Raw genomic sequence first — 25,120 nt, 5'->3', positions numbered from 1 at the left:
GTAGACTCAGCCGCCGCCTGGGCCGATCTTCGAGCCGCGTGCAGGTCGGAGATTGGCGAGGAGGATTCGCGGTAGGAGAGCGGGGTCTTGTAGTCGTGAGGGTGGGTCGACGAGGTTGGCGACGCGGAACAACCGCTCGGTGAGCGCGACGTCGCTGGTGGCGGCGCTCAGCGCGGCGTTGGTGGCCCACTTGCTGATTCGTTGTCGCAGAGTGCCCATAGCGCCGTCGGTGAGCGGGACGCGATCGTTGGCCTGGTTCATCGCCCAGGTCGGACCTATATGTCCGGCGGCGGCGGAGAAGAATCGACGCGGGAGGTCGACGTCGCCTTTTCGCAGGCAGTCGCGCAGGGTAAGTGCCTGCACGGCCGCCATCGTCATACCTTGTCCCCAGATGGGATCCAGCGTGCACAAAGCGTCGCCGATCACGACAACGCCGGCCGGATACTGCGGCATGTGGTCATAGCGTCTCCATGTCGCCGCGGTGTTGCGGAAGACGGCGGTATTGCCGACAGGTGCGCCGTCACGCAGGCCGGCCATGATCGTTGTAGGCATGAAACGCTCTGCAGTGGCGAGCATTTCGGCGAAACCGGTCGGCGGCTCACCCTGACCGACGGCGTGGCCGACTGCCAGGATCCAGGTGTTGTGTTCATAGCCCAATAGCAACAGGCGGGTTGCGGCGCTCGCGTGGTCGACGATCGAGGCCATGCGTTGGGCGATCCGTCCATGTGGGACGTCTATCAGCTGGCTGGAGTAGGCCCACGCCGCTGCTGCGTGCTTCACAGGTGGCGAGCCGAAGCCGTTGCGCTGCAGGAAATCGGGTGTACGCGAGGCGCGGCCCGTGGCGTCAACTACGAGATGGGCATCCAGAATGGTCGCGACGCCCGTGTCACAGGTAGTCATGCGCACGCCGGTCACTGCATCGGCCGTGGTGACTAGATCGACCACCTCGTGACTATCGAGAAACGTGACGTTGCCCAGCGCGGCAACACGTCGGCGAACGTGAAACTCCATGAAGGGGCGGCTCGCCTGGTAATACAGCAGCGCCTCCGGGTCGGCCAGCGTTCCGGTACAGCACAGCTCGTAGCGACCTACCCGGGTGTAGATCCGAGACGGATCGTTGATGACGGCGCCGGCGTCGACGAGTTCATCGAGAATACCCGGGAACAGTCCACCGAGTACTTGCGTTCCCCGCGTGAGGAATTGGTGCAGATGGCGCCCCTGCGGCACACCTTTGCGATGGCTGGGTTGATCGGGAAGCTGGTCTCGCTCCAGCACCGTCACTGACTCGTAAAAGTCCGACAGCACGCGGGCGCTCAGAAGTCCCGCCATGCCGGCTCCCAGGACAACAGCGCGCGAGCCGGTGGTGTAGCTGCTCTGTGCCACCGGGCGAATCCTTTCAGAGTTGGGCTCGGGCCCTAGTTCCGGCGGGCGACGTACTGGGTGTTTTCGAAGAGAGCGACCGTCACGTCAGGGTCGGGTAGTACACGGGCGATGTAGCGGCGGTGAGCGTCGATTTGTTCTGGGGGGGCGCCGACTTCATGCAGGTAGGCGTCGGCGCATTGTTCGAACCCCAGGGCGTGCACGAGTTTGGCCTGAGTTGTCGAGGCAATGGGTTGGTGGCGTTCGGTCGGCATTGCCGGGATTCCCTTCAGCCAGTTGATGATTCGGTGGACGGGACGGCATCGAGCCAGCGCCGCACCCCGCACACGGCGTCGTTATTCGATGAGGTCGTCGGTGGGTGGTCGTAGGCCGTCGTCGGTGAAGGCGGGAAGCATGTCTGTGAACGCGGGCATCAGGTTCGTCGGATCGCCGTCCCAGGGAAGCGCTAGCAGTTGCCCGATGCTGCGTCGGCCACCGAAGGCACGCAGCGCCTCAAAATCGGAGATGCTGAGTGCGACGTGCCCGCGCGCTGTGCGCGGGTCACCGAGTTGTACGGATCCGATTGTGGGAGTGGTTAACCGGAGCGCCGGCAGCTCCGCTTGTCGGATGAATTGGTCACCCATCGTTGTCATGAAGCCCGAGGCCGCCTTGAACGCGAGATCACCGGCGCGGGAACCCGGCTCCTTCAGCGCGCCGCGAATGTCATGCTCATGGGTCAGGGTGTCGAAAACGAGCTGGCATACCCCGGCGTCCGACGCAAAAGCGAGGTTCGCCGACACGGCGTCGAGCGACTGCCGCCACAGGTCGAGTAGGTCGTCGATGCTATATCCGCCTAGCCGCGCGACCTGCGCGTCCGCCCAGGCACCAGTGCCCTTCTCTTCCAAGTTCAGCGCAACGATGTCCTGGGCAACCCCAGCCAGGTGCGCAATCACCTGTCGGATGCTCCAGCCCGGACACGCTGGGACTGCCAGCTCCGCAATGCCATCACGCCCGCGAACCAGCCCATCGACACGTTCGCAGATGAGACGGTATGCCGCCTCCGCGTCACTGATCGGCACCAGTTGGGGCACTTGGCCGTAACGCACACTCACAGGCTCCACCTTTCGCCAAGGTCAGAACTCGACTGTCGGTAGACGCTACACCAAAATTAAGAAAACTAAGGGAACTATGTGGTAACGATAAGTCCGAGCGGCCCGGGCCGCCGAAATCCCCGGGCGGGGGAGCGACGCAACATTGCCCACGCGCATCCGCGGGTCATATTTCCAGATCAACTGTCGGTGTCCCGTACGCGTTGCACTGCAATAGTTTACCTGCCCACCCACGAAACATCAGAGTGATCGATATCGAAATATGTTGTAGTGCAACGTAATCAAGAAATGCTGAGGAATTTACCGGTAACGCTCAGTATGCGATGCCTGCATTTCCGGCGGGGTGTCCGTGTGCGCTGGTCCCAAGCTCGAGTTATTTCAGGCGGGCTGCCGGCTCAGCCCTTGGACTAGCGGCTCCGATTGCTGGATCCAGGAAGACACGCTGCGATCGGGTCAGCCAGAGCAGTCGACTGCAACCTCAAGGGCCGCGCATATCGCGCGCATCCGGGTGTCGGCAAGCCGGCCGAGTCGGCTGACCAGTACTGCGATTGAAACACTTTCGACTGAGTCCAGGTTCACCGCCGAACGCTGGGGGACCGGGTCGACACCAGGTTCAAGAACAACCTCGCTTGCCAGCCCGCGGATGGTCGTGGTGCAGGGAGCGACGAGTACCCGTCGAAGCCGGGGGATCGCCGCGTCACGCGACAGCACGACAACCGGGCGCCGACCTATTTCTGCCATCTCACACCACCACATCTCTCCACGTGCCGGCAGTGCGCTCACGAAGCGCCGGCCGCTCGCCGCCACGATGCCAGGTCGCCCCACTCGTCGGGCTCATCGGCCGGGTGCTCGTCATAGGCGGCATAGCTCGCATCCACCTCGGCCGATCGATGGCGAGCAAGAAGGGCGCCGAGAGCCTCATCGATGAGGGCAGCGTCGGTGATGCCCGCCCGGGTGCTGCGCGCGCAGCTCAATAGCTCGGCGTCAACCGTGGTGCTCAATCGTATGCGATTCATGCCATAACTATGCCACGTGCTGCCACTCGCAACACTTCTTTCCCGCGGCGGTGGGAGACAGCACGGGCGCCGCCCACCACAGGTGATCCTCGGGCGATTCGTCATAGCCTTTGTGGTGCCGGCGCCAGTCGCGGCCCCAGTAGCCCTCGAGCACAGAAGCTGTGTCGCCAGCTCGTCGTCGGACGGCTCGACGATGGCCAGGTGCTCAAAGCGAGATGACCGGAGGGCCTCAATCGCAGAGGCTCAGGGTAACCGAGGCTAAAATTTCATGACGGTTTCAGTTGAGCAAAGGTACTGCAGCTTACCTGCGATGCGACGGCCGATAGCGCCTGCTTGGCTTTAGTGTTGGCTGCTATGACCGGACTGGGCAATTACGTGAAGCGCTGGCGCACAGCGCTTCAGGTAACCGTGTCGGCATTGGTAGTTGGCATCCTCGGACTCGCCATCACCCCCGTAGCTCATGCCGCCGCGGCCACGGCGACGTTCTCGGTGGAACATACGTGGCAGACCGGTTTCATCGCCCGCTTCACCATCACCAACCCGAGCACCGCGCCACTAAGCGATTGGAAGCTTGAATTCGACTTGCCGGCAGGGGAATCCGTCTCGCACACCTGGAATAGCACCATTACCCAATCTGGCACGCACTATGTTCTCACCCCCGCGAATTGGAATCGCATCATTGCGCCCGGCGGTTCAGCCACAGGTGGTCTGAGAGGCGTGCTGACCGGTTCCTACTCGCCACCGTCGAATTGTCTGCTCAACGGACAATCTTTTTGCACCTAGAGGCGACGGCGCACCGAAGCTCCACCGCTCCGACACCCACCAACCCATGCCGCAGAGCGACTGGACCAGGGGCCACCGACACCGCTTATCGGTAAAGCTGCATATTCGATTCCTGCATATTCCCATTGGTCGCATCGGGAAAGTAATGCTCAGGGCCGAGCCTAGCTGTGGGCTGATTCCGATTCGTGTGCCATCCGGCGCATGGTCGCCAATAGTGGTTCGTAGAGCAGGGTTCCGATGACAAGGTGCTCGATGGCGGTCGCGCGGTCTGCCTCGGTCGTGATGGGTTCGACCTCGCTGGGGGCAAAACGGGACAGCGCTTCGGCGTATTGGTCAAGCAGCGCATCGGGTGCTGGGAAGGCCAGGCGGTCGAGTCGGTCGAGAGCGGCGGCCAGCACACGGTGGTGCGGACTGTCGGAGGCGAGTTCCCAGTTGTGCCGGCTAAGTAGAGCGCTGACCCTGTCGCAAGATTGGTCACTGGGTTCTTCGACCGTGTCGGGGGATAGGAGCCATTGCGCGGTCCCGAGAGCCTGGTGCAGTGGCACGGCTTCATTGGTGGCGACCTCGAGCACTCGGTGCACCGCCTCTAGGGGCAGGCCGGCGACGTCGATCAGGGCACGGATCAGAGCAATGCGACGCAGGTGGGAGTCGTCGTAGACCGACCATGTGCTGCTCTGCCGCTCCCCGGAGTGCAGGAGCCCGAGCCGCAGATAGTACTTGATCGTCGTCGCGGGGATGCCGCTCCGCGTGCAGAGTTCGGCCAATCGCATAACTCATCTTGACATATCGGCCACCGACGCTATCCAATATTAGAGAGTTATAGTCACTAATAAAAGGAGCGTTCGATGTCTGACACCACCCGGATTCTGGCCGGAATCCTGCTGCTCTCGCTGGTGACCGTCGAGACCGGCGGCCTCTACCTCGTGAGACTGGTGCGGGGCGCGGCGCCGGCGACGCCGTTTCAACTCGGTTTCGCGCGCGCAGGTCATGCCCACGCCGCGGTGCTTCTCGTCTTGTCATTGACGGCGTTGCTCTACGCCGATGCCGTACACCTGACTGGACTGTGGGGATGGCTGTCGCGTGTCGGGGTGCCGGCTGCGGCGCTGCTGATGCCTGCCGGCTTCTTCTTCTCCTCGGTGGGCAGCGACCGCACCTCTCCCAATGCCCTTATCGCGCTGGTCTACATCGGGGCGATCGTCCTGGCCGCGGGACTCGCATCCCTCGGGATTGGGCTGCTGACCGCATAAACCCAGGGGAGACAACTGTGTATCAGTTTCTGGTCAAACGTCACCTTCGTAAACAATTCGACCGGCTGAGCGTGGGCGACTACGAGTCCGTGCTTCGTGGCGTCGACGACCACGTCCACCACCCCTTCGCCAGCCAACACCCACTGGCGGGAAGCGCCACACCAAACAGGCACTCCGGGTGTGGTTTCAGCGATTATTCCGGCTCTACCGCAGCCCGGTGTTGGAAGTTCACCGCATCACGCTGACAGGCTGGCCGCGGGATCTGCGCGCCGCCGCAGAGTGGAGCGCCACGGTGACACCGGCGCGTGGACACCTACCTCAACCGTGGAGTGCACGTCATCCGCATTCGCCGCGGACGCGTCACACAGCTCTACGCATATGAGAAAGCCCAGGCGTGCCGAGCCATGGCCGACCTAGGCATCACCGAGGCGTCAGCACCGCCCATCGAAGCTGACTATTACTTAGGATCCGGGTATGCCGGCCTGACCGAGTCGCACATTGGAGCTCGGGGGGCTTTACTGGTAACCGCCATATTCAACTCTGCCGTATTCCTCTCCGATACGCAGCAGTGCATCGGGAAGGCGTGGCAGGGCAGAGGCAATGATAGCCGGGATGGCTATGGCCTATTCAACTGGTGCGTCCCTGCACGGTTCCGAAGCAAGTCTGTTTGCTGAAGCGTGCGATCGGCGTGGTGCATCAGCGTTCCCTCGGTTCGGTCGGATCGAGCGACGAGACTTCCCACCTACGCCGGCCCAGTTGCTCGGCGCGTTGCAGCCCACGAAAAAAATTGGGTAAAGTGATGATATGGCTGCAAAGAAGGCTGGCGGCGCCAAGAGTGCGTCAAAGAAGGTTGCCGTCAGAGCTCCGGCGAAGCGGGCGCCTACCGCGAAGGCGGCCGTAGTCGGGGCTGCGCGGAGGGGCCGGGTCGCCGCTGACGATCCCTTGTCTGAACAGCGGGTCCTGTACCTCGCAAACGTATTCTCGCGTGCACAGCTGGCGAAGTTGATTGGCGTCAGCCCATCACAGACTTCCCGATGGGCATCAGGTGAAGAGCGTCCTGGCCCCGCCGCAGCTCCGGCGCTAATTGATCTAGAGCATGTGTATTCGCGGGCGCGCTTGGTATGGGGTGGCGACTCAGCGCGTATCTGGATGGAAAGCGCCAACGCCTTCCTCGGGGGAGCCCGACCTCTTGATGTTCTAGTTACCGAAGGAGCCGCTCGGGTTCTTCAAACGCTCGACGCAGAGATGTGGGGCGGGGCGGCGTGAGTGCTGGTATATCGCGTCTTTCCCTACCTTGAAACGGCTCCGCTCGGCGAGCCAGGGCATCCGCTGTATGAACACCGCCCGCAACGCGGTGGCCGGGCTGATCACCCCGACTATTACGTATGGTATGTGGCCCGCCAATCCGAAGCCGCGTGCGGCGAAGCGTTCGGCAACCTGTCGCGCTGGATCGACTCAATGTTCGATTTTCCGGCAGTACCCGGTGCACGGAAGATGCTCGGGGTGTACGAACTGCCCGACGATCTGCGCATTTGCGACCTTGATGATCCGCGCCGCCTCGTAGAGCTAGGGCTTCGACCGACACAGATCGTCACTCGCAACCTGGCAGTCACTTCGGAGTGGGCGCACCGGATCTGGTCTCAGCGTTCTCCTGCCATTGATGACCGAAAATGGCAGGCGGTGCAGTGGTGGTCGTTCCATCGGCCAACTTGGACCGTGATCGCCAGTTGGGAACGGCCCAAGCTCGTCGAACTCGAGCATCTGGACCTCGACCACCCAGCCGTTGTCGCGGCAGCTAAGAGCCTCAACCGGCCTCTGTAGACAATCTGGCCCCGGAAGCGGATCGGCGACCTACCTGACGCCCTCCAGGCTTACGCGCATATTCGTCATCGGCAATGAAAACCGTTGGACCGCAGGGCAATACGGCGGCGTTTACTGGTAAAGCCGCATATTCGATTCCGTCGTATTCGACTGATCGGGTGGCGGGCGACTTTCGGGGCGGGCGATGAGCCGGCCGCGGCACACGTACCTAGGGAACCGGGCATCGTTACGCTGCTGTGTTACGCAAGGGACCCGCCTGGACAAGGCTCGGATCCGGGCGGCTCGCCGGGTAATCGACCCGATTTTTCTCGACACCCCGCTGTACCGTTGCGAGACGCTGGAGCCCGACCTTGGGTGCGCGGTGAGCATCAGGTCCGCGCCAGGCCGCTGGTCTGCGAGCGACGCATAGGGGTCCAGATTCCGGGTGTAGGGGTGAGGACTGACCATCTTCCCTTCCCGTGCGTGCTCATCGTCGATGATGTTGGTCACGTTCGCGAAGAGTTCTCCACGCCAGGAGATCTGGGCACGCAGTCGGAAACCGCGGTGAGTCGGGGGGTGCGGTAGGCGCCCGCGGTGGGTGGTTACGAGAACAGCTCCGCGAGGTTGACCACGGTACCTAGGGCGGCAAACAGAGGGGATCCGGCACCGAGTAGGAGGTCGAACGGAACGAGTGCGGTGTTGGCGGACGTCGGATCAAGGAGGGCGTCAAGGAGGTTACCGGCCTCGAGCTGACTCGCGAAGATGGTGGCGTCGTATGCGGGGAAACTGGTCAGGGACGCGTTGATTGCGTTTGCAAGGGGCAGCAACGAAGAATAGTCATACGAGAGAGTGCTGCTGAGATCGTTAATGATATCGGTGGGCGACGAGCTTAGCGTCACGTCTGAAACCGGGAAGCCGGCGAACTTGAGGAGCCCATCCACGACGTCTGTAAACGACGGGTTCTCGGGGGCAAAGCCCCACGTGTACAAGGAGTTCGCGAACGGCAACCACGGCGCGACCTGGTCTTGGTAACTGACCGGGTTTTGCAGATCCTGGAGGGCGTCGGTGACTCCCTGTTGCCAGCCGTTGCTCAGTGCCTCGGAGAGCTGCGTCGGGTTGATGTCCGGGAATAGCCCGAAGGTGGTGGGCACATCCGCCGGCCCCTGATTCCAGCCCTCGGTGATGCTGCCGTAACCCAGGTTCACCAGGATCTGCGTATCGGGCTCCAGCAGGTCATGGAGCGGCTGTCCGATTCCCGGGATCAACAGCAGCGGCTCCAATATGGGCAGGTTATCGTTGGGAATGATGAAGTAGTCGGTCAGCCCTGCCCCGGTGAGCGCCTCAGATCCCGGCAAGAGAACCGCGCTGCCGATCTCTTGGGGGGTGATATCCAGATACGTGAAGTGCTCTAAAAAGAACCCCAGTGTGGCGTTGAGGTCCGACAACAAGTTCGTCGTGTAGTGCGGGAAGTCGGCGAAACCGTCGTATTCGAGGCTGTAGATGTCGGTCGGGTAGAGGTCAGATGGCGTCGGGGGCTCAAAGGGGACGTCCGGAGCGGTGAAGGCCGAGGTGTTACCGGCTGGAAAATCGAAGGTGTTCAGAAAGCCGCCGTTAGGATTATCGGTATCACCGACCAGCACGAAGTGCACATCGTCACTAGGCACACCTGCGTCGTGGAGCTGTTGCATGATCAGCGAGGCGGTTGTGGAGCTCTGGGAGTAGCCGAAAACCACGACAGGGTTGGTGGCGCTCACCCCTCCGGCGGCTATTTCGCTTTCGATATCGGAGATCATGATCGGTTGGTCTTGGCTCAGCGACGTGCCGAACCCCAGGCTGTTGATACCAGTAAACGGAGACAACCCATCGGGTATGAACGAGGATTGGGCGGTGCCGGCGAAGCCTAGCGGCTGCAGATACAGCGTGTCGGCGGCATCCACGAATTGCGGGGGCGGTATCGGGACACCGCTGGGGCCAAAAACTAACGCTGTAGCGTCCCCAAGCGGCGAATCCGCGGTGTCAATATCGATGAGCTGAATCTCGCGCACCTGGACGTTCCGTGGCGGCGGTGCGACCGGGTAGACGACCATCAGGCTGGCGCAGGCGATGGCGACGCCAGCGGTGAGATACGGTCCAAGCCCGCGGTGCATGGCCTCTCCGTTCACTACGCGTGCAAAGATCGCTGAGTAGCCCCTTAAAAATAGCTGAGTCATACCTGGAAATAAAGTGTGGGGTGTGAGGTCACGGTAGGCGCGGACATCCTAATTTGTCACTGTGACGTAATTGCCGCGAGGGTTAATTTCATGGGCTCGGGGCCACGTGGGCCAAACATCCAAGTCAGCAGAGCTTTCCAGCGCCGGCAAGCGTCGTACGGACGATATGCCTCGTTGACCGTCGCTGTGTCGGGCTTTGGCGGCTCGAATCGCTCCAACACCCCTAGCCGCGCGAATCCCCCAGCGGGGGAGCGGCACTATTCGCCCCCAGCGATCGAGCCACGCAAGCTTCGCATTCTTTGCGGCAGTAATTGATTCACAGATGACTCAACATCGACAGATGTAGAGATACAGACGTCTACGCGGAAACCGTTGAGTGAGTGGGTCGGGCGAACTGTGAAACGTTATCGGCAACTATCGGTGGGGTGAAAGTGGTTGCTATACAACATGATAGAGAATATGCAGTACCGGTAAAGCCGCATATTCGATTTCCGCATATTCTGTCGAGATGCAAAGAAGATTAACAAGCTGCCCGATGTTGTTTAACAAAAGGCCGTAGGTTAAGAGCGTTAACTCCTGGCCTGAGATAGGAGGGCGGGCGGTGTGGTCACCCGACGAGTGGTCACCTGACGAATGGTCACCGCAGCACTGGTCACCGGACGAATGGTCACCGCAGCACTGGTCACCGGAGTACTTCGGTGAGCAGGAGGCCGGCGATCTGCCACCAGCTAAGCATCCCAGCGGTGGCGCTTCTGGTGGCAGCGAGACGATGTGGACATCATCGACAAAATCGATCGACGCCGTTCGTTTTCAGTGCCCAAGACGTCTCCTGCGACGGTCAGCAGCCGGATGTCCGCTAGGGACCATGAGCGGTTGACCTGGGTTTATGCAGTGAAGATTGACAGGCCTCCGCGACACGCCGAGATTTTGCCAAAGTAGACAGGCGTGTCTTGTCAATCTTTCCTGCATCTCGACATATTCCCCCTCGAACCGGCCATGATCCCCAAGGATGCGGAGCGCTGTTCCTTGCGCTCAGTGAGGTACCGTGCGTACTCCTTCGACCCACCGTTCGAGACTGCGGACCGGATAGCCATGAGTGGAGACGATGAGATCGGGTTTCAGTTCAGTCAGGCGCCTCCGGGATGCCACGGCCGCGTCCGGATCGCAGTGCCACTTCTTGGGCACGTACGCCCACTTCGGCTTGTAGGGGTCGGTGGAGAGGTTGATCGGCCCATCTCCAATGATCAGCGTCCGGTCCGCTTCACGCCAGAAGGCCAAGAGGCCGGGGCTGTGGCCGGGTTGCGCGAGCACCGTGAACCCCTCAACGACGTCCCCTTCCTTCAGGCACCGGTCGACCTTGCACCGTTTCCGCCCCATCGGCGCGACTAAGTACTTGGCGCCCCCGCCGGCGTGCCAGGCGATGTTGCCGCCGCTTTCGAAGGCGTCGGCTTCGATTTCGCTCATTGCGAGCGGGGCGCCGGTGTGATTGCAGATCCATGCCGTACAGCCGATATGGTCACCATGAGCGTGAGTGACAACGTGCTCGGCGATGTCGCGTCCCTGAAATAAGCGAGCCAGTCGCCGGCCCGCCCACGGTGGACCCGCATCGATCACGACGTCGCCGTCCGAGCCCTCCAAGATGACAGTGTTGAAAAAGTTACGCGGAGACAGCGCACCGACGTGTACGCCGTCGGCCACTTTCGTCAATTTCGTCACGCGCCTGAGTATGTCACCGACCACCTCACGCAACGAGTAAGAGAATTCGCATCGCGTATCGGGAACGCTGAAACGTCACATCGCAATCAGTGCGTCGCGTACGGCACCATGGTTGGGCGCTGAGTTCGGCATGGCGTTGGGTGACTTGGTAGCTGTAGCCGAGGAGTTTAGCGACTAGGGGAGGCGGTACTTCGGCAAACGAGGTTCTGCAGCGCGGAGTTGCGGCCGCCTAGAAGGCCGATGCCGTCGTCCATCCCCCGACACACCAAATGGCTAGGTGTAGCGAAGCCAAGGAGTTGACGGTGACGAACACGATCGTCGGAATCGCTGCAATCAGCATGCCGCTGACACCGCCCGAATTCTCAATAACGGCGCGCGAAATACCACGCCACGCGTCGGCTCCGCTCGGACGCGGTCTGCGCTCCGCGGAGTCGCTCATCGGCCCCGCACCGAGGCACACGGCTCGGCGTCCCGCGTATTCTCCCCAAGCCCGGCCTCGTCAACCCACAGCCGCAGCCCTCGGACAAAGCCGGCTCGCTGCTCAGTCGTCAGTTGATCGAGCGCCCGAAGCAGCGGCGCTGCACGCAATTCAAGGAACTCGCCGATCTGCTCAGAGCGCTCATCGGCCAGCGACACGAGCGTCCGGCGACGATTCGTCGAATCTACTTGCCGCTGCACCAGACCGGCTCGCTCCAGGTCACCGACCAGCTCACTCACCGTCGGCAATGAATTGCCGAGACGATCGGCCAGTTCGGTGACACTAAGCGGCCGTGACCCGTACATCTGGATCAGCACAGCTCCATGGCGCGGACCAAGACTGTGTGCGGCGAAGCTCTCGCGCAGCCGCGGCGGCATGTCTGCACGCGCTCGTTGAAAGAACGCGGACAGCAACGGCACAAACCCGACTACTTCAGCGATCTCGCCCTTCGTCGGGCGACGGCGGCGGGCTCGAGCCGCGGGCCGGTCTGCTTGCGGTGTGGTCACAGGGCGACTATACATGTTTGGAAATACAAATAGTTCGTATATCCCAGAGTTCAATGTGAGTGATTACGTGGACGCGATCGGCGATGCGCTCGATCGTTTGACCGGCCTCGGTTTCGAACGCGGCGGTGATGGCGGCGACCTGGCCAACCACGGGCCGATGGTGGCAGAGGCGCTGGCCTGCTTGGGATTCACCGACGAAGTGGCTTCCTGGGTCGAGCGGTATAAGCGCAACTCGTCGCATCATGATCCGCCGACACCACGCAGCCCCATTGATGCGCTTGACGAGTCGTCCTGGCGTGCAGCTCTCGGGCAGAGCAACCGCCTCGGCGACTGGGAGCGGTTGTTCGAATCCCAGCTTCAGGAGCGGCCTTGGCGATCGGTGCTCGCGCTATGGTGGCCGCGACTGCTACCGGGCCTACTCGCGAGCTTGACGCATGGGCTGATCCGCACGGCACATGCGGTGCGCAGCATCGCTCATGATGACGAGCCGACTAATGGCCAACTCCAGGAATTGGCTCGCGGACTCGCGTTTTGGGCGGGCCGCTTCACCGAAGTCCCCGGCATCGTCCAAATGACGGGAACGATGAGCATCGCCGACGCGGTCGCCGCACTCCCGCGCGTGCCCGCCGATCCCGGAACCGAAACACTGCCACCGGGCCGGAGTGTCGAGCGTTGGTTCGCCCGTCGACAGCTCGAGAGACTAGCGAACGGGGAGCGACCGGTCGGGTTTACAGACGCTTTAGCCAATCTGGCGCCGCCGCAAGGAGCTCAGCAGCTACTCAGCGACATGACCTCGACGTTCGCCGGCATCTACGTGGCGCACCCCGAGGTGTCGCCGGTCCCTTTGGTGCACGGCGTGACTGCGCCCGCGGCGATTCGCCTTGTGCTGCCGCATCTTCCCGAGGATCAGCACATGCCGTCGGTCGCCACCATGTGGAAAGTGCACCTAGCCTTGCTGCTCGCATTCACCCATGATCATGATGCCGGGGAAACTGGCCGACCGGAAACCGTCGACATCGACACGCAGGACTTCATCGCGCGCGCGTACGAGCACGGTGCCGAGCACGTCATCAAGCTGGTGGAGGCGTGCCTGCGCGAGAACGCGCTGAGGCCCGACCCTCGCTACGGCGCTGCCGCGGCCGCCTCACTCCAGCGCATCTCCGCTCTGCAGCCCTAGGAGCGCGGTCAAGCCTGCAACGTTGCGCGACCAGGAAGCGGTGCTTATGCCCGAGAGCCAATCTGGTTTCAGTATGAGAGAACGTAATCGACGCTGGGAGCGGGTGCGGTCCCTGATGAAACTCGAGCGACTCGACGTGGTCATCGGCATCGCCAATACAGGTTTGTGGGGGCAGCTGCAAGCCAGCGTGCGGTACCTGACCAATCTGGGTCCGTCGGGCAATTTGTCCTCCGTGGTGTTCCCGGTCGACGACGACGTCACGGCGGTTACTCTGCAGGACAGACAATCTCAGCTTACAACCCCGTGGGTCGACGATCGGCGTCCGGCGTTGTTCGACCACTTCACCGCAGTCATCGATCGGATGAAGGAACTCGGCCTCGACGGCGCGCGCATCGGAATCATCGGACTGTCGACCGGCACCCGATTCCCCGATGGGTTCATCGCACATCACGGCGTGCACCGAATTGCCGCGGCATTCCCTACCGCGCAGCTACTCCCACCGTTCCCTTTCGTTCGGGCGACGCGGTACGAGTCGAACTCGAGGCCAACTGGAATGGCTACCACGGGCAGATCACGACCATGACGATGTTGCGTCCGCTGTCGGCGAAGGAGGCGTCGGCACTCGAGTTACAGCGCGCCGCGCTCGATGAGTGCGCTCGACTGTGCCGACCCGGCGTCTCGCTGAAGCGACTAGCCAACGCATGTTCCCAACTGGCGGCCGGATCACAGTTCAGGTGCGATCTCGTGTTACATGGGCACGGCCTCGGCGATGACCCCCCGCTGATCCTTCCCCGGGGTGCCAGTAGGCGCATGCTGGACTGGACAATCCAGGACAACGAGACCTTCGTCATCAAACCAGTAGTCAGCCACCCCGATGGGACACTGATCCAGTGCGGCGGAGTGGTCGCCGCGACTCCTGGCGGGGCACGGCCGTTGGGCGCTCGACAACCGGCAATCGACGTCTTCAGCCCATGAGAGAAAGACGCTTCCCCAGGAGCCTGTTCTAGCGCAACCCTTTTCGGTCCATCCAGGCGGCGACAGCTGCGGCGATCTCGCGTGGGCGGTCCTCCGGAGCGTGGTGTCCAGCCTGACCGCAGGAGACAATCTCAAGGGAGGCGATGTTAGCGGCACACCACTGAGTCATTCGCTCATCGATCAGGAGCGACGGTGAGCCCTCGAAAGTGATCAGCAGTTTGGGAACATCCGCGCTGGCCGCCAGCCACGCGTCGTAGGTCTCGATACGGCTGACGATCTCGGGGGGTTCGCCGCCCAGGGGTAGCTGGCGTGCCCACGCGAGGATGGGCCAGCGGCTCTGCGGGGTCGGGAACGGTTCGAGGTAAGCCTGCATGTCGGCGTCGCTGACCGGGCTCAGTACACCGCCGCGGGTGAACGCCCCGAGCAGGAACATGTTGTCCTCCATCACCATTTTCTCGCCTGCTCCTGGGGTACGAACCGTCTCCCACCGCTGGCGCGCCTGCGGTGAAAGTTCCTCCCACGCCATGGGTTTGACGACGCTCTCGAGGAACGCGATCCCATTTACGCGTTCTGGGTGGCGAGCAGCCCAGTCGAAGGCCAGCGCCCCGCCCCAGTCGTGGCCAACCAGGATGACCCGGTCGAGTTCCAACGCATCGAACCACGCATCGAGATAGCGCACGTGGTCGACGAAACTGTAGGCGAGGCCGTCGGGCTTACCGGAGCGCCCCATCCCGATGAGGTCGGGCGCCAACAGCCGGCCACGTCCCAGACTTGGGATCACGTTGCGCCACAGATGCGAAGATCCTGGATTGCCGTGTAGCAGCACGATCGGACTGCCGCTGCCCGACTCCTCGTAGTAAACGCGGGAATCGATCAGATCGATAAGTGGCATGACTGAAACCCTTCATGATGTGGTCGTGAGATTTCACGACTGTCGGCCGGTGTGAACCCACCCTCCCGACACTTCGGGTATACAAACTATTTCTAAAACCAAACTGTAACCGCCAACACTGAGGTGAGCAATAGTCGGCCGTCGTGCGCGACGAGTTTCGAGCCGCGAAAGACCTTCGTGCTCGATCATCACCTCCGCAGCCGGATCTGCTTCCAAATCGCCCATCTGCGATCAACGCTGGCGCGCCGGCTCGGCCGCACGTTGGCGTGTGAGACGAGAACGGCCTCACCATGGCGCCGGTAATCGGCGACGAATCTCTCAACCGTGCGGCGCCCCGTACCGGTAAAGCCGCATATTCGAACCCGTCGTATTCTCCCGCAGTCGACCGCGCCGGGGTGGGGTAGGGAGTGCGGGTGTTGCTATGGTCGGCCGCTGCGGTCAGGGGGCTGAGGCTGATCGTCATGACATCGCGCTGCTCTTTGCTGTCGGTCCTATCCAGCGACGCGCCTGGTGATGGCGGTCGCGGCAGAGGTGCGTCACGATGTGGAAGTGAGCAGTGCGCTCGATCCGGCCTTCTCTGGATGGCAGTGGCAACCTGATGAGATACGAAGGTTGGCGGGCAGGGCAGCCGACCTGGTTGCTGAGGCGCTAATCGCCGCCTCGGCCGATCCGGCTCGATCACCTAAATCGCCAGCTAGATAAGCACTTTCATGCACTCCGCATACCACGTCGGCACGACGGCGCGGAGGAGCGATTGATTCAGCTGTTGCAATATGCGGTATTTAACCTGACATAATGTCGCTTATCGGCACGGTTATCTATCGAGGTCATCACTCGATGAATGCTTGGTGGCGAAGTGCTTTTCGGCCTGACCTGCGGGTTCGACTGTGTTCTCGGCCAGGCTGCGACGACGACCAGTGCGATTTAGCTGCATGGATTGCCATTTCATTCATTTAACGAACGCAACGTTCCATTGCTCGGCGGTCCCCATCGACCGACTGTCATGTTGCGCCTCTGACCCCTTTCGATCGGCCGCCAGCCCGTCCCAGCGTCCTGGGCACATTCGTCACTGTGACGTAATATTCTGTGCCACAGTTGGTTTCGGCTTCTGCATCTACCGGATCACACCAGCCGAGATGGCTGGCCATTGCTGGCGTGCCGCATTGACGCACTGATGGCGTACCAACGAATCAGTAATCAATCGTTAGATGAATGAAACGGTTGATGCGTCACAGGACGAATTGGGTTCTTACCGCTTCGCACGGTTCTCGGCCGTCGTTGACGACAGACCAGAAACGTCGGGGCTTTGGAACTCCTCACGGGCCCGCGTTGACTTCGGCAGCTTCCGGCTGCGAGCGGTGGCTGGGACCAGGCGGGCCATCCCGCGCAGGATCCACGGTGCCCGCCTTACCATCACCGCCACGGCGCGGTCCGAGCGACGCATCGCGTTTCGGGGTCCGGGAGTGGGTGTTGACGCCAGTTCGGCCTCGGCCGAGCCGGCCGGCGGGCCGTTGCGGTCGACCGCCAAAAGTTGCCAGGTGCCGGGCACGCCGCGAAGCTCGACGCTGCCGCGGTCATCGAAGCCGGTGCCCGAGCCGACGACCAGGTCCCGCACAGTCCGCGAGACCAGGATTTCGCCCGCGCCGGCGTGGCCGAGGATGCGCGCCGCGATGTGTACCGCGAGTCCCCCGATGTCGGCGTCGAGCAGTTCGCATTCGCCGGTGTGGATTGCAGCGCGGATCTCGAGGCTCAATGTCGCGGCGTCATCGCGCAGAGCTTCGGCACAGCGGATCCCCTGCGTCGGCCCGTCGAAGGTGGCGAGATACCCATCGCCGGTGTTCTTGACGACTGTGCCGCCGAAACGTTGCGTGAGGTCGGCGGTGATTTCACCGAACCGGTGCAGCACCGCTCGCCACCGCTCGTCGCCCGTCGCTGCGGCGCGCTGCGTCGAGGCGACGATATCGGTGAACAGCACGGTGCGCAGGGCGCGATGTGACGGTGACGGCGCCGCATGGCCTCCGGTGAGGAACCCTTCGATCTCGGCCAAGATCTTGTCGGGCTCGGTTAAGAAGGGTGCGTGGTCCACACCCTCGACCTCCAGGTACCGCGCGTCGGGGATATGGGCGGCGAGATACCGGCCGCCCTGCACCGGAACCGCAGGGTCCTCGCGGGCATGGATGACCAGGGTGGGCACGCTGAGCGTCGGCAGGATCGGCCGCACGTCGACCAGGAACGCTGCTTCAAATGAGGCCCGCGCCATCCCCGGGCTCGCGCACATGCGCTCGCACATCGCGAGCTGGCGAACCGACCGGACGGATGGCGCGCTGACACTGGCTGTCGCACCATTGCCCCACTCGGAGCGCACCGTGCGGCCGGCTTTCTGAAAGCGGGCGAGCTGCTCAATCGACGGCGTGTAGTCCTCACCCAGCTCAGCAAGGAAGCGCGACCGCAGCTCGGCCGGGTCGCGATCAATGTCATCCCACCCGTTGAACCCCCAATACGGAACCGTGCCGATCAGGATCAGCGACCGCGTTCGCTCCGGCCGTGTTGCCGCGAACAGCATGGCGACCGGTCCACCGTCACTCAGACCGCCGATGACGGCTTGTCCGAAGCCGACCGCGTCCATGACAGCCTCGATCTCGGACGCTCGATCTTCCAGCGTGCGAACTTTTGGCACCGGGTCGGACAGCCCGACCCCCGCTTTGTCGAACCAGGCCACGCGACAGAACGTGGCGAGCTGGTCAAGAAACGCTTTGAATTCCGGAAGGATCCACGCGAGCTCGATGTGGGTGACGAATGGCCCGACGATGATTAGCTCGATCGGCCCATCGCCGAACACCTGGTAAGCCAGGCTGAGGTCGCCGCACGGTGCATACGACGTTTCCACCACAGTCACGAGCGTATGACGTCGCGCGCTATGAATACCGACTTTGGCGCATTTGCCTGTCGTGTCAACCCACCATCACTAACTCGCACCGCTTGAACACGCACCGTTACCGGCAACCACCGCGGCTGACACCAGGTGAAAGTGCTCGCACCCGTTGACGATTGACCCATTGCCGCACAATGTTCTGGGACCCAGACCCCCGAACGGCTGCCCGAGGTTGGCAAGTATTCAATCACTTAGTGAATGATTCGGGTATTAGGTGAAACCTTGAGGTTGCCCCGCGCGACTGGCCCCATAGGCGGCGTCGACTGGCTGCCCTTCCCTGCCGGCGAGGTCACCAATAATACGTCACTGCGACGTATTATCGTGTGTAACAAGCTGATTCGCGCTATCTGCATCTAGCCGGATCGCAGTAGCCAACAACTACGCGGGGCCCGCGGCGGCGCGGCTCAGCATGAATCTCGATGCGGCATAACCATCGGAGCGAAGCTATTGGCAAGATCGTGCGGCTGTCTACGGAAGTAGGATGATCTTTCCTAGTTTGCCCCGGGCCGGTCGTCACCGTCCTGCCGTTCGACGACGAGGACGAGGCCGTCGAATTGGCAACAACAGACCCAGATCTGCGGAGTTGAGGCCAGCGGCGCGAACGCGTACGAGAACCTCGCCCACACCGGGCTCCGGGTCTGGATGCGCGCCGATTTCAATACCGCCGCCCGGCTTGATGGTTACTGCCTTCATGGATCTTCTCCTCAATCATCAGCGCTTCCGGTCGGTGGGTGCGCACCGCAATTGACGTTTTTCCGCAACGGGCTCGAGCACAGATGTAGCGCATCCGAGTCTTGTGTTCGTCTATCCGCCCGATCGGGAGGCCAACTGCTGCGTCCCGGCCAAAACAGCCACCCGCCCCGATCGCACAAAATAGACAAAAAGGCTAGAATATTTGGAACGTAGGTAACCAGGGAGGAGAAGATCATGACCGTCTCGTTCCGCAACCGCGACGGCAAACTGGTTGATGTCCCCATCGTGTCCGCCAGCCGCCTCAAAAACGAATTCGGCACTGTCTTCGAGCAGGCCGCAGTCGAAGGAGCGGTCGTGATCACCAAGCACGACACCCCGAGGGCGGTGCTGCTGTCGTATGCCGAGTTCGAGGCGCTGACCGCCTCGGCCACCCCGGCCCTCGACGACCTCCGTGAGCGCTTCGACGCCCTACTGGCCACCATGCAGAAACCGGAAGCCAAAGCCGGCGTCGCCGCGGCATTCGACGCCTCCCCGGAGGAGCTGGGCACCGCCGCGGTAAAGGCGGCGCGCACCGCGTAACCGTGGTGATCCACCGCGACCCATGGTTGACACCTCAGTGACGCCAGCGCAGATATACGTGCTGGCAGGCGTCAATGGCGCCGGCAAGAGCAGCATCGTCGGCGCCACGATCCGCGACAAGGGTGGTGAGTACTACAACCCCGACGAGGCCGCGCGGGCCATCATGGCAGCTAACCCCGGGCTGGGCCAGACCGACGCCAATGCGGCGGCCTGGGAACAGGGCCGCAGGCTGTTGCAACGCGCGATCGACGAGCGCCTCGATTTCACCTTCGAGACCACACTTGGCGGCAACACGATGCCGGCTCTGCTTGCCGAAGCCGCCAACCGCGGCATCGAGGTCCGCCTTTTCTTCGTCGGGATCGAGGGCGCGGAGGCCCACATCGAACGGGTGCGGCAACGGGTCCGCGGCGGTGGGCACGACATCCCCGAAGCCGCCATCCGCCGTCGCTACCGGCACAGCCGGATCAATCTCATCACGCTGCTAACGGTGCTCACCGAGCTGCGGATGTATGACAACTCGGCGACCGCCGACCCCGCCACCGGACAGGCGCCCAAGCCCGCCTTGGTGTTGCACATGCAGCGCGGCCACATCGTCGGGCCGTCCGATCTGACGTCGACGCCGGCGTGGGCGCAGCCCATTGTTGCTGCCGCGCTGGAACTTTCCCAGCAGCTTTGAGCGTGACCGGTATGTGAGGCTCGGCGGTCGAAACGTCAGGGTGCGAGGATGCGGTATTGGGCGGCGGCTTACTGGTGTGCGGTGCAGAGTTGGCGCGCAACGGTTTTGACCGGGTACCTATCCGATACCCATCCACGTCGCGAAACAGCAAGACACTGCGATATTTACAGCCCTTGGGCCGTGAGCCAGCCGTCGATCCTTTCGGCGACTGCTTGCCATCCTGGTTCAAGCATCATGACGTGCCCCATGTCGGGAAAAATCTCCACATCTGCCTGGTAAATCCCCGCCAGGGCAGACGCGTCCCCGTCGATTCGCGAGCTGTCGTCTTTTGCGCCGAGAACAAGCATCGGTGCTGTCACACGGCGGGCGTCGGGAAGTCGGTTGACCGTTTCTCGTGCGGCACGTCTGCTCTCGGGCTGCAACCGGTCCACGCAGAACCCGACGATGGAGTCGGGGGTGTGCGCGGAGAACAAGAGTTCACGGGCCAAGGACGAAGTGTTAAACAGATCGACTGGGTTGCCGAAGGTGTTGGTCCGTAGAACAATCCACGGGTGACGGCGGATCATCCGGAGCGCCCAGCGCCGTAATCCCTGCGGTGTGCCCGGTGCCATGAGGACCCCCGCCGGGACATCGTGCATCGCAAGGTACTTCAGTACGACCGAACAACCCATCGAATGACCGATGAGCACTGGCGGGGAACCCAGCTTGACGACAACAGTGTGTAGGTCGTCCACGTAATCGGCAATCGAACAAGATTGGAGAGGCTTGGACAAGCTGCTGGCACCGTGGCCGCGAAGGCTCAGTGCGACAGCGCGGTAACCCTTCTCGGCGAAGAAGTCCAGAAAATGCTCATCCCATACCCATGCTGTGCTGCAAGCGCCGTGAACAAACAGCAGCGGAACAGGATGCGATTTGGCGGAAGACCCTTTGTCAATTACTTCGAGCACAGGCGCCCCCTCCGGTCGGTTACGCATTGCTTGAGCAATCTTCGCAGGCACCCGATGCTTGGGTGTCACATGCGGTGAAGATCGCCAGTGTATTGGAGTTAAACCAGTGCCAGTTCGACGATTCCGAGACGATGCCACCGTGCCACTGAAGCCGCGACAGCGGGATCTGCGCGGATCTCTCGCCACGCCTTACGCATCCCGGCGCAGTATGTGATGTCGTCGAACAGCACCAAGCCGCCAGGTGACATGCGGGGCTTCAAAATCTCCCACTGCTTCATCACGAAGTCGTAGTCGTGTATCCCGTCCACCAGCGCGATGTCAATCGGTGCGGGGATGTCATCAACATGGTCCTCGAAAGCTCCGCGGATCAGGGAGAAATGGTCGGTGATGGTTTTGATGTTGCGTTCAGCAATGTCAGCCCATTTCGGGTTAATTTCGAACGAGTACAGCCGACCCTGTCGCAGAGCGGTTGCAAAGTACATCCCTGACACGCCGAACGCCGACCCGAACTCTACGACGACCTGTGGGTCGCGCTCAGCCACCAGATAGGCATACAGGTCGCCTTGCGATGAGGGTGAACGCACCTCGTCAGGGCTGAAGGTATCCGGTAGGTCGTATTCGGGCGCTAGCGGCTGCGCCCCGATCGCATTTGTGGTTTCGGCGATGGCTTCGATCTCGGCTTGACGTGGCGCCGCTGGCAACTTCCGGGGCAACCTAGCCAGCCGCGCGTTGCTCGATTTCCCCCAGAGTTTCACCCGCGCAGCATAACAGCGGGTCGTCAACGAATAACTCATGCATAGACTGAAGCGTCGCATCAAAGCTCGGCAAGACAGCCCTGACGGCGCGGTCAGATGCTAACCCGAGGCACCACCCATCGGTGCTCGAAAGTCAATACGGTCGCGGCGGTTTCGAAGTCAGCATCGTAGTGGATAACTGTGAGTCGGTGCGTTGCGGCGAGAACCGCGGTTAGCAGGTCAGCCATTCCCACGGCTCGATGCTGGCTTGTTGTAGCGAGATCTCGTTGGGCACTGAGCGCGGCCTGCCAATGTTCATCATTGGTCGGCAGGTATTCGTAAGCAGCGCGGCGGTCCGCCCAAAGCTGCTCGTATTCGGCCGGCCCGCGGGCACTATAGAGCGCTTCTGCGTCCAGCGATGCTGTTGTCGCGACTGCGCCACCTTCGATGAGCCAGCGCAGGCGCCGCGAAACCTCTGGGTGGCGCATCCTTGCGGCGGCGCTGGTATCGATTAGGTAGCGGGCGATCAGCGCCAAACTTCCCCGCGCTCATCCGGATTGGCCATGCCCTCAAGTCCGCCACGCTCTAACCAGTCGATCTGGCGTGCCCGGGCGGACTTGGCCGCCGCTTGCTGAAGCGCGATCCGGACAGTGTCTGAGACCCCAGTGGTACTTAGTTCCCGCTGCGCTGCCGCGAGAAGCTCATCGTCCAGATCGATCAATCTTTTGGGCATGGCGACCTCCCAGGAAGAGTATATACGTATTGACCATCGAGTATATATACCCGAGGCGAAACACAACTGATCGGGATCACCAAGTCCGGAATTACGTGAGAGTGCGCAGGGGCCCCGAAAACCGCGACCGCTCCCCTACACAGGAACTTAGCGCTGCGAATTTACTTGAACGGCAGAGCTTTTCAGTTGTGACTGACACGCATCGGCCTGGGATGGTCGGCACGACGATTCCTCCGACGGTGAGTCGGTAGGTGGCCATCGGTACTCGACCGGTCTCAGGAACTCCTTTAATCCAAGATTAAGAATTGCTTGAATCCAAGATTAACTTCAGATAAGAAAGATGCGATGACGCGCATCACAGTAAGGCTCGCCGGCGGAGCAAAGGAGTGAGCGGTGAACGGATCGAAGGTACTCGCGAAGGTCGCCGCCGTTGGTCTGGGCGTTGGCGTTGCCGGCATTCTGGGCAGTCAAGCCGCCCACGCTGACGAGACGCTGCTCGGCCCGCTATCTGGGAGCGAGACGGCGATCATCCTTGGTGGCACCACCGAGCCGACGCCGTCGACCGCTTTCGCGCAGGCCGCCGAAAATCTGTATCTGCACCCCCTGGGTTTCGATGGTGGCGCGACCTCCTCGACGGTCTGCGACATGATCGTGACCGACCCATGCGCCGCGCCGCTGCAGGTGCTGACGACGCCCGAACTGATCCAACAGGGCCCGAGTAGTCTCACCGCAGCGGACGATGTCGTGCTCGCCGTGAGGAATGAATTCGACGCCAATCCAGGCGCTTTCGACGCCGACCACCCACTGACGATTTTCGGCTACTCGCAAAGCGCCACCGCCGAGTCAATCGCCATGGCCCGATTGGCGGCCGATGGCATTCCTAAAGAGGATCTGCACTTCGTGTTCATCGGCGACCCCTCCCTCGCGGACGGCGTATGGCCGAATCTGGTACCAGACCTGGACTCAATATTCGGCACGACTTTGACCAACACCATTCTCACGGATCTCGGCTTTGACGGCGTCCTCGGAAACCTGACACCGGATGATATCTACCCGGCGACCATCTACACGCTGGACGGCGACGGCGTCGCCGACTTCCAACAGGATTTCAACTCCGGCGGTCTACTGGAACCGCTCGTGCGCCTATTCACCACGCACGTGGAGTACCTGGGGTTGACACCGGCCGAAATCGCTCTCGCGACCACGTCGACCAACGACTTGCTCACCTTCGTCGACATTCCCGACAATTTCAACGACGCTGCAGCTTGGATCAGTGCAGTGTTCGAGCACGGGGCCGCCGGCAGCGGACTGCTCGAGAGCGTATTCCAGTCTCTGGAACTGTATTTGACCAACTCGTTCTGACCTGAGTCGCGATCACACCCAGTGACTGCCGCGCGGATGTCATGCCTCGATCGTTGCAGCAGTGTTGCTCGGACGCAGCGGCAAGACCGTCAACCAGGCGTCCGAGAGTAGCTCCAGTAGCTGCCCGTCCGGGTCGCGGATCATTGCCGACTGATCGGAAACAGTGCCCTCGACGATCGATCCGCCGAAACGCTCCACCGTCGCAACGACCTCGTTGAGGTCAGATACCGACAGCGACAGGTGGGTAAGCCCGACTTGGTCCATCACGCGATCTGGACCCGCCCGCAGGACGCGATGCGAGTAGGCAAGCAGCTCCAGGACCAGCCCGTCGCGGACGAGATATGTCGCGTGCAACCCGATCGGCTTATTCAGTTGGAGCAGTTGGCCGGTACCGCCATCGGGTGGCTCGAGTTCCCACCAAAACGTGAAACCAAGTAGGCCCTCGTAGAAGCGGCGCGATCGCGCGGTGTCGGCGACACACAACCCGACATGGTTGAAGACTATTCGGTGACGGGCCATTTCAACCTCCAACCAGTGCGCCGGCGACGTCCGCTAAGGCGCACGGACCACATTCACGGCCTTGATCAGCATGCCGCTGAGGAGATCTTCCGCGTTCGCATTTCCGGGAAGAATACCCTCGGCAGAGACGGCCACCGTCTCGCTGAGAAAGGCCGCAAACACATAGGATTTCATTCCCGTCTCGGCGATTACCGCGGCGGATTCGGTCGTGACAACACCCTCGATAGCAGGGCCGGGACGGCGGGTGACCGTCGAGGTGACCCGTCGACCTGCGAGTCGCTGGGTGACCGCGACCTGCTCACAGCCTTTGGGGACGGCCGCCTTCCCGAGCGGCGTGGGAGAATTCACGGCGCCGACCATGATCGCGCCACGCCCGATCCCGCCAATCATGATGAATTGCGCATCCTGGGGCGCTCGCACCGGTTGGAGCACCGATCGGCACAACGGCGGGTCCACCTTCACGATGTCCCCGACGCCGATGGCGAAGAAGGTGCCGGCATCGGCTCCCAGAGTCGCGACGGGAGTCCCTTGGACGCGGTCGAACCCCGGCGGAAACTCGTCCTTCAGCTGCGCGAGTTTGCTGATGTCGTAGTCGTTACGCTGTTGCTTCGGAGGGCTTTTGGTTTGCGATGGCGCTGCCGGCAGGGCAGCATTGTGCGGACTCACCGGAATTCCGT

At 62.1% G+C, this 25,120-nt stretch carries 25 protein-coding genes and 1 pseudogene; 10 read left to right on the top strand and 16 right to left on the bottom strand.

Features of this window, described 5'->3' with window-relative positions; all coding sequences use genetic code 11:
• Positions 1-6: 6 nt before the first annotated feature.
• The 5 genes and pseudogenes from VGG53_RS13845 to VGG53_RS13825 form a co-directional block, all read right to left on the bottom strand.
• Positions 7-1,383 carry a hypothetical protein gene (locus VGG53_RS13845; RefSeq protein WP_331518618.1) on the bottom strand — a complete coding sequence of 459 codons (1,377 nt, stop codon included), beginning with the start codon at positions 1,381-1,383 and terminating at the stop codon, positions 7-9.
• 32 nt (positions 1,384-1,415) lie between these two features.
• On the bottom strand, positions 1,416-1,634 hold the full coding sequence (locus tag VGG53_RS13840; protein ID WP_331518617.1) for a hypothetical protein: 219 nt from the start codon (positions 1,632-1,634) through the stop codon (positions 1,416-1,418).
• Positions 1,635-1,715: 81 nt separating this feature from the next.
• Entirely contained in the window at positions 1,716-2,471 is a 756-nt protein-coding gene (locus VGG53_RS13835) for a maleylpyruvate isomerase family mycothiol-dependent enzyme (RefSeq protein WP_331518616.1), read from the bottom strand.
• 450 nt (positions 2,472-2,921) lie between these two features.
• Positions 2,922-3,251 carry a type II toxin-antitoxin system PemK/MazF family toxin gene (locus VGG53_RS13830; protein ID WP_331518615.1) on the bottom strand — a complete coding sequence of 110 codons (330 nt, stop codon included), beginning with the start codon at positions 3,249-3,251 and terminating at the stop codon, positions 2,922-2,924.
• Positions 3,248-3,499: pseudogene (locus VGG53_RS13825) on the bottom strand (antitoxin); the annotation flags it as partial. The pseudogene VGG53_RS13825 and the gene VGG53_RS13830, both read right to left, overlap by 4 nt.
• A 339-nt stretch (positions 3,500-3,838) precedes the next feature.
• On the opposite strand from VGG53_RS13825, the gene VGG53_RS13820 reads away from it, so the two are divergent.
• Positions 3,839-4,267, top strand: coding sequence for a cellulose-binding domain-containing protein (locus tag VGG53_RS13820; RefSeq protein WP_331518614.1), 429 nt, complete (start codon positions 3,839-3,841; stop codon positions 4,265-4,267).
• A 161-nt stretch (positions 4,268-4,428) separates the two neighbouring features.
• On the opposite strand, the gene VGG53_RS13815 is transcribed toward VGG53_RS13820, so the two are convergent.
• Positions 4,429-5,037: a MerR family transcriptional regulator gene (locus tag VGG53_RS13815; protein ID WP_331518613.1), complete on the bottom strand. Its 609-nt coding sequence runs from the start codon at positions 5,035-5,037 to the stop codon at positions 4,429-4,431.
• A gap of 75 nt (positions 5,038-5,112) precedes the next feature.
• On the opposite strand from VGG53_RS13815, the gene VGG53_RS13810 reads away from it, so the two are divergent.
• The 3 genes from VGG53_RS13810 to VGG53_RS13800 all read left to right on the top strand — a co-directional run bounded on the left by VGG53_RS13810 (position 5,113) and on the right by VGG53_RS13800 (position 7,335).
• Positions 5,113-5,514 carry a hypothetical protein gene (locus tag VGG53_RS13810; RefSeq protein ID WP_331518612.1) on the top strand — a complete coding sequence of 134 codons (402 nt, stop codon included), beginning with the start codon at positions 5,113-5,115 and terminating at the stop codon, positions 5,512-5,514.
• An 804-nt stretch (positions 5,515-6,318) separates the two neighbouring features.
• A complete protein-coding gene (locus tag VGG53_RS13805; protein ID WP_331518611.1) occupies positions 6,319-6,780 on the top strand; it encodes an antitoxin Xre/MbcA/ParS toxin-binding domain-containing protein in 462 nt (153 codons plus the stop codon).
• Positions 6,781-7,335: an RES domain-containing protein gene (locus VGG53_RS13800; protein ID WP_331518610.1), complete on the top strand. Its 555-nt coding sequence runs from the start codon at positions 6,781-6,783 to the stop codon at positions 7,333-7,335. It begins immediately after the preceding gene.
• 581 nt (positions 7,336-7,916) lie between these two features.
• On the opposite strand, the gene VGG53_RS13795 is transcribed toward VGG53_RS13800, so the two are convergent.
• From VGG53_RS13795 to VGG53_RS13780, 3 genes are all read right to left on the bottom strand, one after another.
• Positions 7,917-9,461 (bottom strand): PE-PPE domain-containing protein, encoded by a 1,545-nt coding sequence (locus tag VGG53_RS13795; RefSeq protein ID WP_331518609.1) that lies wholly within the window; start codon positions 9,459-9,461, stop codon positions 7,917-7,919.
• A gap of 1,095 nt (positions 9,462-10,556) precedes the next feature.
• The gene (locus tag VGG53_RS13790) at positions 10,557-11,240 is read right to left on the bottom strand and encodes an MBL fold metallo-hydrolase (protein WP_331518608.1); all 684 of its coding nucleotides are present in this window, start codon (positions 11,238-11,240) and stop codon (positions 10,557-10,559) included.
• 435 nt (positions 11,241-11,675) lie between these two features.
• The gene (locus VGG53_RS13780) at positions 11,676-12,224 is read right to left on the bottom strand and encodes a MarR family winged helix-turn-helix transcriptional regulator (RefSeq protein WP_331518607.1); all 549 of its coding nucleotides are present in this window, start codon (positions 12,222-12,224) and stop codon (positions 11,676-11,678) included.
• A gap of 55 nt (positions 12,225-12,279) precedes the next feature.
• On the opposite strand from VGG53_RS13780, the gene VGG53_RS13775 reads away from it, so the two are divergent.
• The 3 genes from VGG53_RS13775 to VGG53_RS13765 all read left to right on the top strand — a co-directional run bounded on the left by VGG53_RS13775 (position 12,280) and on the right by VGG53_RS13765 (position 14,376).
• Positions 12,280-13,401, top strand: a complete 1,122-nt coding sequence (locus VGG53_RS13775) for a hypothetical protein (RefSeq protein ID WP_331518606.1) — start codon at positions 12,280-12,282, stop codon at positions 13,399-13,401.
• 73 nt (positions 13,402-13,474) lie between these two features.
• Positions 13,475-13,984, top strand: a complete 510-nt coding sequence (locus VGG53_RS13770; protein WP_331518694.1) for a hypothetical protein — start codon at positions 13,475-13,477, stop codon at positions 13,982-13,984.
• Entirely contained in the window at positions 13,876-14,376 is a 501-nt protein-coding gene (locus VGG53_RS13765; protein ID WP_331518681.1) for a M24 family metallopeptidase, read from the top strand. The genes VGG53_RS13770 and VGG53_RS13765 overlap by 109 nt, the downstream gene beginning before the upstream one ends.
• 28 nt (positions 14,377-14,404) lie before the next feature.
• On the opposite strand, the gene VGG53_RS13760 is transcribed toward VGG53_RS13765, so the two are convergent.
• The gene (locus tag VGG53_RS13760; RefSeq protein WP_331518605.1) at positions 14,405-15,268 is read right to left on the bottom strand and encodes a haloalkane dehalogenase; all 864 of its coding nucleotides are present in this window, start codon (positions 15,266-15,268) and stop codon (positions 14,405-14,407) included.
• Positions 15,269-16,517: 1,249 nt separating this feature from the next.
• A complete protein-coding gene (locus VGG53_RS13755; protein WP_331518604.1) occupies positions 16,518-18,158 on the bottom strand; it encodes an adenylate/guanylate cyclase domain-containing protein in 1,641 nt (546 codons plus the stop codon).
• A 966-nt stretch (positions 18,159-19,124) separates the two neighbouring features.
• On the opposite strand from VGG53_RS13755, the gene VGG53_RS13750 reads away from it, so the two are divergent.
• Both VGG53_RS13750 and VGG53_RS13745 read left to right on the top strand, forming a co-directional pair.
• The gene (locus tag VGG53_RS13750) at positions 19,125-19,472 is read left to right on the top strand and encodes a type II toxin-antitoxin system Phd/YefM family antitoxin (RefSeq protein WP_331518680.1); all 348 of its coding nucleotides are present in this window, start codon (positions 19,125-19,127) and stop codon (positions 19,470-19,472) included.
• Between the two features lie 22 nt (positions 19,473-19,494).
• The gene (locus VGG53_RS13745; protein ID WP_331518603.1) at positions 19,495-20,148 is read left to right on the top strand and encodes a zeta toxin family protein; all 654 of its coding nucleotides are present in this window, start codon (positions 19,495-19,497) and stop codon (positions 20,146-20,148) included.
• 164 nt (positions 20,149-20,312) lie between these two features.
• Here VGG53_RS13745 and VGG53_RS13740 read toward each other — a convergent pair whose 3' ends face one another.
• From VGG53_RS13740 to VGG53_RS13730, 3 genes are all read right to left on the bottom strand, one after another.
• Complete coding sequence (locus VGG53_RS13740) at positions 20,313-21,095, bottom strand: alpha/beta hydrolase (protein WP_331518602.1); 783 nt, start codon at positions 21,093-21,095, stop codon at positions 20,313-20,315.
• A gap of 98 nt (positions 21,096-21,193) precedes the next feature.
• Positions 21,194-21,910, bottom strand: coding sequence for a class I SAM-dependent methyltransferase (locus tag VGG53_RS13735; protein WP_331518679.1), 717 nt, complete (start codon positions 21,908-21,910; stop codon positions 21,194-21,196).
• A 32-nt stretch (positions 21,911-21,942) separates the two neighbouring features.
• Positions 21,943-22,365, bottom strand: coding sequence for a PIN domain-containing protein (locus VGG53_RS13730; RefSeq protein WP_331518601.1), 423 nt, complete (start codon positions 22,363-22,365; stop codon positions 21,943-21,945).
• A gap of 590 nt (positions 22,366-22,955) precedes the next feature.
• Here VGG53_RS13730 and VGG53_RS13725 point away from each other — a divergent pair.
• Positions 22,956-23,924 carry a PE-PPE domain-containing protein gene (locus VGG53_RS13725; RefSeq protein WP_331518600.1) on the top strand — a complete coding sequence of 323 codons (969 nt, stop codon included), beginning with the start codon at positions 22,956-22,958 and terminating at the stop codon, positions 23,922-23,924.
• Positions 23,925-23,963: 39 nt separating this feature from the next.
• On the opposite strand, the gene VGG53_RS13720 is transcribed toward VGG53_RS13725, so the two are convergent.
• Positions 23,964-24,443 (bottom strand): VOC family protein, encoded by a 480-nt coding sequence (locus VGG53_RS13720; protein WP_331518599.1) that lies wholly within the window; start codon positions 24,441-24,443, stop codon positions 23,964-23,966.
• Positions 24,444-24,476: 33 nt separating this feature from the next.
• Entirely contained in the window at positions 24,477-25,109 is a 633-nt protein-coding gene (locus VGG53_RS13715) for a DUF5642 family protein (protein ID WP_331518598.1), read from the bottom strand.
• Between the last annotated feature and the right edge of the window lie 11 nt (positions 25,110-25,120).

Source organism: Mycobacterium sp., from assembly GCF_036490025.1.
Lineage (GTDB): Bacteria > Actinomycetota > Actinomycetes > Mycobacteriales > Mycobacteriaceae > Mycobacterium.
This window is presented reverse-complemented; position numbering and strand designations above follow the sequence as displayed.

Bases quoted from the DNA above. Each gene is read 5' to 3' on its own strand.
- VGG53_RS13840 (WP_331518617.1), bottom strand. From the start codon at position 1,634: ATGCCGACCGAACGCCACCAACCCATTGCCTCGACAACTCAGGCCAAA.
- VGG53_RS13820 (WP_331518614.1), top strand. From the start codon at position 3,839: ATGACCGGACTGGGCAATTACGTGAAGCGCTGGCGCACAGCGCTTCAG.
- VGG53_RS13815 (WP_331518613.1), bottom strand. From the start codon at position 5,037: ATGCGATTGGCCGAACTCTGCACGCGGAGCGGCATCCCCGCGACGACG.
- VGG53_RS13810 (WP_331518612.1), top strand. From the start codon at position 5,113: ATGTCTGACACCACCCGGATTCTGGCCGGAATCCTGCTGCTCTCGCTG.
- VGG53_RS13805 (WP_331518611.1), top strand. From the start codon at position 6,319: ATGGCTGCAAAGAAGGCTGGCGGCGCCAAGAGTGCGTCAAAGAAGGTT.
- VGG53_RS13795 (WP_331518609.1), bottom strand. From the start codon at position 9,461: ATGCACCGCGGGCTTGGACCGTATCTCACCGCTGGCGTCGCCATCGCC.
- VGG53_RS13770 (WP_331518694.1), top strand. From the start codon at position 13,475: ATGAGAGAACGTAATCGACGCTGGGAGCGGGTGCGGTCCCTGATGAAA.
- VGG53_RS13760 (WP_331518605.1), bottom strand. From the start codon at position 15,268: ATGCCACTTATCGATCTGATCGATTCCCGCGTTTACTACGAGGAGTCG.
- VGG53_RS13745 (WP_331518603.1), top strand. From the start codon at position 19,495: ATGGTTGACACCTCAGTGACGCCAGCGCAGATATACGTGCTGGCAGGC.
- VGG53_RS13735 (WP_331518679.1), bottom strand. From the start codon at position 21,910: ATGCGACGCTTCAGTCTATGCATGAGTTATTCGTTGACGACCCGCTGT.
- VGG53_RS13720 (WP_331518599.1), bottom strand. From the start codon at position 24,443: ATGGCCCGTCACCGAATAGTCTTCAACCATGTCGGGTTGTGTGTCGCC.